At 58.1% G+C, this 6,809-nt stretch carries 5 protein-coding genes; all 5 read right to left on the reverse strand.

All coding sequences use genetic code 11. The annotated features are described in order from the left end of the window. Positions 1-1,820 (reverse strand): DUF3604 domain-containing protein (locus B4U49_RS01775; protein ID WP_078082869.1); only part of this gene is annotated, 1,820 nt, incomplete at its 3' end. A 148-nt stretch (positions 1,821-1,968) separates the two neighbouring features. Further along, positions 1,969-2,475 carry a 2,4'-dihydroxyacetophenone dioxygenase family protein gene (locus B4U49_RS01780; protein ID WP_078082870.1) on the reverse strand — a complete coding sequence of 169 codons (507 nt, stop codon included), beginning with the start codon at positions 2,473-2,475 and terminating at the stop codon, positions 1,969-1,971. A 37-nt stretch (positions 2,476-2,512) separates the two neighbouring features. Continuing rightward, positions 2,513-3,493: an NAD-dependent epimerase/dehydratase family protein gene (locus B4U49_RS01785; protein ID WP_078082871.1), complete on the reverse strand. Its 981-nt coding sequence runs from the start codon at positions 3,491-3,493 to the stop codon at positions 2,513-2,515. A 15-nt stretch (positions 3,494-3,508) separates the two neighbouring features. Beyond that, positions 3,509-4,570 carry a zinc-binding dehydrogenase gene (locus tag B4U49_RS01790; RefSeq protein WP_078082872.1) on the reverse strand — a complete coding sequence of 354 codons (1,062 nt, stop codon included), beginning with the start codon at positions 4,568-4,570 and terminating at the stop codon, positions 3,509-3,511. Positions 4,571-4,652: 82 nt separating this feature from the next. Next, the coding region (locus B4U49_RS01795; protein ID WP_143735470.1) for a TonB-dependent receptor at positions 4,653-6,809 on the reverse strand (2,157 nt) is incomplete at its 5' end.

Consider the following 6,809-nt stretch of genomic DNA (forward strand, 5'->3'; position numbering starts at 1 on the left):
GCATCGTAGGTGGACCAGCGCGGCGTCGGGATTTCCAGCACGCGCACGTAGTAGAAAGCGTGCTGCTGAGGCTGGAAATTATCGTCTCGCCATACCACCGACAGCTGAGCGTCACCGATCTCGTTGGTGTAAGTTGCGGTGGCCGGGTCGACAGTATTGCCCACCGGTGCCACCTTGCCGTCTGAACCGGCAACGCGCCCATCGGAAAGGGCCACATCAAAGATCGCTTCGTGCTGCTCGCCATCTTCGACCCAGCCCTTCACCACCTGAATACGATCCAGGTTTGCACCGGCACTGTCTTTCATGGCGCTGATCAGGAATACCGGCTTTTTACCGCTGCCCGCGCTGGGCAAATCGCCCCCCATGGGCACGCCCGCGTCGTAAGCCTGTTGCAACCAGTCTGCTTTGCCGAGGGTGTCATCGCTAAAATCCCAGCCGCCGAAGAAACGCAGTTTCATGCGAGTGCCGGAGGTTGCATAGGTTTCCTTGCGCATCAACGCCGCGTAGATTGCCTCGCGAGTATTTTCCGGTGCCCACACAGCCGCGAGACCGCCGGAGCTGAACTCGCGTACACGGCGATTGTTGATGTCGTCACCGGGAAGCGGGCCATCGAGGCGTTTCTCGGGTGTTGCTTCAAAAGCGAATTTGCCGGTGTGGTTGTCTTCCTCCACCGAGGCCGCTGCATTGTGGGTATCGGAATCGCCGATCAAACCGAATTTGTAGGGGTTGCCACGTCCGTCTGCGGCCATCGACAACCCATCGAGATAAGCTTGCCGCGCGTAGCCGCCCTTTTTATTTTCCGGCACCGCCGCGGTACTGGCGGACAGCAAATAATCCCACAATTCAAAGCCGGCAAACTCGTCGTTCGGCGACAGCAGCGGATGGGTTTCCGAGGAGCCCTTGATCTGGCTCACCTCGTACAGCGGCTCATTGGCGAGACGCGCCTCGATATACTCTGCCGACAGCGGCTCGCCGTCCGCGGTTGCGGTGGGGAACATCAGGCCGTCACTGGCGTTGCCGTTGTGGCTGATTGCCAGCAATGTGGCGCCGTTGGCACGGGCGCGGTCCATGTATTTCCACAGGTCCTGTGGGTCTTCGGATTCGTTGGTACTGAACGGCAGTTCCGGAACTCCTTTGGAAGATTCGAATACCACCACCCGGTGCAGGTTGCGCATGTCAGGTGTAGAGGTCCATTCAAACGCCGGAAAGGTGGTGAATTTTCCCGGCTCGTAATATTCGTCTGCGGTATTCACCACTTCCTGCCAGATCGGCTTCATGATGGAGGGATCGGCAAGGGCCGGATCGGCCTTGCCCGGTGACATGGTGTCCAGCACCCGTGCGTAGGCGTCAAAGGCGACCTTCTTATCCTTCGAGGTAATTTCCTTTGCGATCGGTAGTTTGCTCGCAGGGTTATTCGGATCCTGCATTTTTTTGAATACACCAAGGTATTCCGAGTGGTCGGAAACCGCGTAGAAATCCAGCGGACGCTTGATCTGCATCACCCCGGCAGCCGCCGCAGCGGGAATAGCCTCGCCTTTGGCCCAGCGGTAGGCGTCAGCCGGTGTGGTATTGGCGCCATTGGTCAGGGCGTCGAAGGAATAACTGGTATGAACGTGAAAATTTCCAAAGTAAACCTGTTCAGCGATACCGGCGGCTCGGGCCTCGCTGGGGTTATTCTCCGGCCCCACGTGCACACCATCAGTTACCGCCTGTTCCGTTTCTGTTTTGCTCCCGGAAAGGTCGCTGCTGTTATTCGCCACCTGCTCACCACAGCCTGCCAGACCAAGTGCCAGTAGGCAGGCACCAGAAATCAGTCGCATCCGATTCTCTCGTTATTTAGTTTTCGCGAATTTGCCATTTGCTTGCGCAAATGAAGTGTGAAAAAGGCGGCCTTCCTTTCGGAAAAAGGCCGCAATACACCACAGTATGGAAAGTCGTATAAGGACGCTTACTTTCAGGTCAAGTTGATCACTCGTCGGAGTAGCCCGCACCCACTGCTGGCTTGATATAACGGGGCACTATGCCCTGGGCCTTTGCGGCTTCGCGGATCATCATTTCAATCCAGCCGGCGTCCATCACATTCATGAACTCGTCGTTTTCGTCGAAATTGATATTGGCGCCGGTCACCATCATGAAGGTGTCGGTCACTTCTGTGTTGCTTTCCGGAACGTGCAGCTGGTGAATGGAACCACCCGGCTCATACAGGTAGCTCCCAGCAGTTTGCGGCTGGTCCGGGTACTCCACGTAGTGCCAACTGCCGCTCATGGTGTACAGGTGCACAGCGCCGGTATGGAAGTGCTTGGGCAGGGTTACGCCTGGCTCGAACAATACGCGCAATACCCAGACACCGTTCTCGGCATCCAGAAAACAGGGATAGATATGCACGCCTGGCAACACATCACGGATCAAGGGCAGCTTGCTGGTATTCAGGGTAAGCAGGGAGTCCTGCGGGTGAATAGGCATTGGAAGTACCATGTTCTTTTCCTCTCATGCTCTATGCGAGCTTCAGTTTTTATGCTTTGGAATAGGCTTGACGAATTTCCAGCATGGCTTCGTCAAGCGTGACGGATGGCTGATATCCAAGAAGTTGTTGCGCTTTGCTCGCGTCAAAGATGCTTTCGACACCGGTCAGGCGATAAGCCAGGCGCGTCACCGGCGGCGCCTTCTTCAAGCCGAACAGGTTGCCGAAAAACTCCAGAACCGGAGCCAGTATTCGCGCGACGCCATTGGGAATACTTTTGGGTTGAGGTAGAGATAGCGTTTGTGACAGTGCATTGAGATATTGCTTCCAGGTCACGCCCTGGCCGTCGGAGATCACAAAGATCTCGCCGCTCCCGATACCGTCTTTGCTACCAGCCAGGGTCATTGCATCAACCAGGTTGCGCACGTGCACCAGACCCGCGTCCCATTCGCCACTGCCCATCAACGCCGGTTTTTTCTCGGACAGGAATTCATGGAAACGATTGACCCACACACTGCCAACGCCATACACATTGGCCGGGCGGATAATCACTGCATGCAGGCCGTGCTCGCGTACCGCTTGCAGCGTGACATCTTCCTGTTGCTGTTTGGCGAACTCGTAGTTGGAAGAAGGCACACCGCGCGGTGTGGACTCATCCATCCTGCCACTGCCCATGGCACTGGCAAATGCGGCGATACTGGTAGTAACCACAAAGCGGGCATCCCACTTGAGTGCCAGTAAAATCGCCTGCTCGGTACCACGCACAGTGATATCCACATGTTCCTGGCGCGATCCCCAGTCGCTCACTACCGCCGCCAGGTGAAAGATTGTGTCGACCGCACCAATTTCTTCGCTGACCGCATCGAGCCTGCGCACATCCCCGGTGACTGTGCGCACGCGATCGCCCCAGGTTTGTGGTACAGGTTCGCCGGGCAGCATCAGTGCGATCACACTGCAGCCCTGCTCCAGTAGTTGCGCCACCAGGTGACGACCGATAAAGCCGCCGGCCCCGGTTACAAATACATTTTTCATCGGAATTACCTCATGTTATTCCGCGTGTTCCAGTTCGCCCTTACGCCAGGGCTCCACAATCACTTTGATGTGGGAGTTGGGCCGCATCAGGGTGTTGAAAGCACTGGACACACCATCGATACCCACGGTGCCGGTCCACAGTGCCTTCCAGTTGACCTGGCCCTTGGCGATGCGGCTGAGACACTCGGCAAACTCTTCCGGTGTGTAGTAGTAGGTAAAGCGGATATCCATTTCCTTCACCAATGCGAAGGCGAAATTGACCGGTGTTTCCGCGGTGTGCACACCGGTCACCACGAGGCGGGCCTTGGGCGGTGCACGGCGAATAAACCCGTCCAGCAGCGTGTGGATTCCCACACATTCAAAAATTACGACCTGGTTGTCACCGGCCAGTGCAGCGGCTTTCGCGACTTCATCGTCGCTGGTCGGGTCTACCGCTTCAGTGGCACCGAATTCCAGCGCCATTTCGCGGCTGGAGGCCTGCGGGTCGGAAGCAACGATGTGTCGCACACCGCGCAGACGCAGAGCGGCAATGACCGCAAGCCCGATGGGGCCACAGCCGGCTACCAGCGCCACCTCGTTTTCGCCGATATCCGAGCGATTGACCGAATGCAGGCCGACAGCGAGCGGCTCGGTGATCGCCGCCGCCTGCGGGGAAACCCCTTCCGGCAGTGGCAGCATCAGCGCTTCGTCGAGCAGGAAATATTCGGAATAGGCGCCGTTCACACCGGGGGTTACGCCAATACCCGCACCGTTCTGGGACATCAGAATGGGTACGCTGGTGACCTTGGAGCCCACCGCCAGGGCACCCTGGGTTTCCGGACCATAGGCCACGACCTCTGCACTGAATTCATGCCCGAGCATGATGTCCGGGTTGACTTCGAGCTCCGCCGGCATCAAACCCATCTTTTTGTAGAGGTCGAATACTTCGTCGCTGTGACGAGTCAGGTGCAGGTCGGAGCCGCAGATTCCACAGGCGAGGGATTTCACCAGCACCTGTCCCGGTCCCGGTTGAGGAATGTCGACGGTTTCCAGCTGAATGGCGCCGTTGCGCAGCACCACGGATTCCATGGTTTGCATAATGTTTTCTCGAATTTATTTTTATCGTTGATGATGTCAAAGCGCAGCAACGGCGCGCAGGGGCGCCGCTGCCAGCATGCAATTAATCACCCAGGGTGTAGCTGAACTTGACGTTCCAGGAGCGACCGGCCAGTGGCATGTAGTTATGCGCTCCGGCGAACAGCGGCACGTCGTTGATGTAATTGAAGTGATCGCGGTCGGTCAGGTTTTTCCCGGTCAGGGCGACCTGCCAGCTACCATCCACCGGCATAAAGATCAGACCGGCATTCACAAACGCCTTGCCCTGCTCCAGGCTGATCGGATCCAGGTCGTCCGCGCGGTAGGTATCACTGTAGTAGTTGACCGCAAAATTCGATTTCAGCTCGTAGTTACCCAGCGGCAGGTAATGACTGGCCGAGAGAGACGCTGTGGTATCCGGGGCATTGGCTGCAGTGCGGCCGGAGAGGTCGTTGGTGCCCGCAGCGGCACACAGCGCGTTGTTGTAACCCAGCGCCGCGCCCAGCTGGCCGGCGATATCACCAGCGGCCCCCGCGGCCTGGTACAGCGCCTCGCGCTCAGACAGGAACTGGTCACTGGTACACGCTTGGTTGGGGAATTTGTCGTAGGAGAAGTCCAGCAGGCCCAGCGCACCGGACAGGGTCAGGTTATCGGTCACCATCCAGCGACCATCCACCTCGATACCCTGGGAAGTGGCTTCCGCCGCATTCTGCACTTCGAAGGTGGTGTTACCGCTGAAGATTGCCGCCTGCAGATCCTCGAAGCGGGTCTGGAACGCAGCCACATTCAGCTCCGCCGCGCCACCGAGCAGGGTCGACTTGAGACCAATTTCAAAGGAGGTAGCTTTCTCTTCTTCAAAGCTCACGTCTTCAGAGAAGGCGCCGTTGCCGCGGGTCGGGCTGCGCATATAGAAGGAGTTGAAACCGCCCGCCTTGAAGCCGGTGGAGACCGTGGTGTACGCCATGACACTGTCATTCAGGTCGTACTGCAGGTTTACAGACCAGGTGGGGCTGTTTTCCTTGCGCGTCATACCCGGGTCATTCGAGCTGAAGCTATGGGTGGTGAATTCACCCACCGAACTGGCCACCGCAGTTACCCAGGCCTGCTCGGTTGGCGTGGTATTGCGCTCGGCAAAGTCCACCGCGTAAGTGGCCTTGTCTGCAGACTTCTCTTCGCTGGTATACCGCAGGCCGAGGGTCGTACGGAAACTGTCGGTGATGTGCCAGGTACCCTGGGCAAATGCGCCGAGGGTGTCAGTCTGCTGTCGCAGTCGCGCATAACGGCCCACACCATCCGGTATGCCATCAAATGCCGCAGCGGTGCCACAGGCATTTACCAGCCCGGCCGGGCCGCCGAGTCCGATCACGCCGGCACCGGTGGCAACCGCATCACCGCCCACATAGAGTGAACCCAGATCGCCGCCCATGGCGCCCACGCCTGCAGCACAGCCGCCCAGTAGCACCTGCTGCAGCACCGGGATATTGAACAGGGACAGACCGTCGACGGTCATGTCCTGCTGCTGCCAGTAGAGGCCGGTCATGTATTCGAAGTTGTCACCGGCGCTGCCGCTGAAACGCACTTCCAGACTGTTCTGGGAAAAATCTTCGGTATCGTCAAAACGCAGGCCATCCAGGGGCGAGTAGTCCGCATCCAGGTAGCGCTCGTAATCGTAGGCCGAGTGACCGGCAACAATATTGAGGGTGCCGGCATCCAGCTCGGTTTCACTCATTACGGTGAATTCGTTGTGATTGCCGGCCATTTTCTGGGTGGCGCCAAAATTCAGCACCGGGTTGGTGTTACCCATGCTGGTGACATCGGTACCCTCGATGGCACCCAGTGCCGCCAGCGGCCCCGCAACTTTGGTCGCGTGCGGGAAAGCACCCATGTCGAAGTCCGCACTTTCAGCAATTGCGGTAACAACGGTGCTGTCGGACACATCCCACTCAAGGGTGGCACGGCCCATCAGCTCGTCACTGCGCGGATCGTTGGTATCGTAAAACTCGTTGTGTACCCAGCCCTTGTCCATTTCCCGGGACAGCAATACCAGGCGACCACGCACACCGTCGGCCAGCTCACCAGATACCATGCCTTCCAGTTCGCTCTGCTCGAACTCGGGGGTGTAACTCGCGCTCAGTTTCGCGGTGAAATCTTCGGTGGGGCGCGCACTGGTAATATTCAGCGCACCGGCAACGGTATTTTTTCCAAACAGAATACTCTGCGGACCGCGCAGTACTTCCACGCG

Source organism: Microbulbifer mangrovi (assembly GCF_002009015.1).
In the GTDB taxonomy this organism is placed as follows: domain Bacteria; phylum Pseudomonadota; class Gammaproteobacteria; order Pseudomonadales; family Cellvibrionaceae; genus Microbulbifer; species Microbulbifer mangrovi.

Excerpts from the sequence above, each read along its gene's own strand:
- B4U49_RS01790 (WP_078082872.1), bottom strand. The coding sequence starts at position 4,570 with ATGCAAACCATGGAATCCGTGGTGCTGCGCAACGGCGCCATTCAGCTG.
- B4U49_RS01785 (WP_078082871.1), bottom strand. The coding sequence starts at position 3,493 with ATGAAAAATGTATTTGTAACCGGGGCCGGCGGCTTTATCGGTCGTCAC.
- B4U49_RS01780 (WP_078082870.1), bottom strand. The coding sequence starts at position 2,475 with ATGGTACTTCCAATGCCTATTCACCCGCAGGACTCCCTGCTTACCCTG.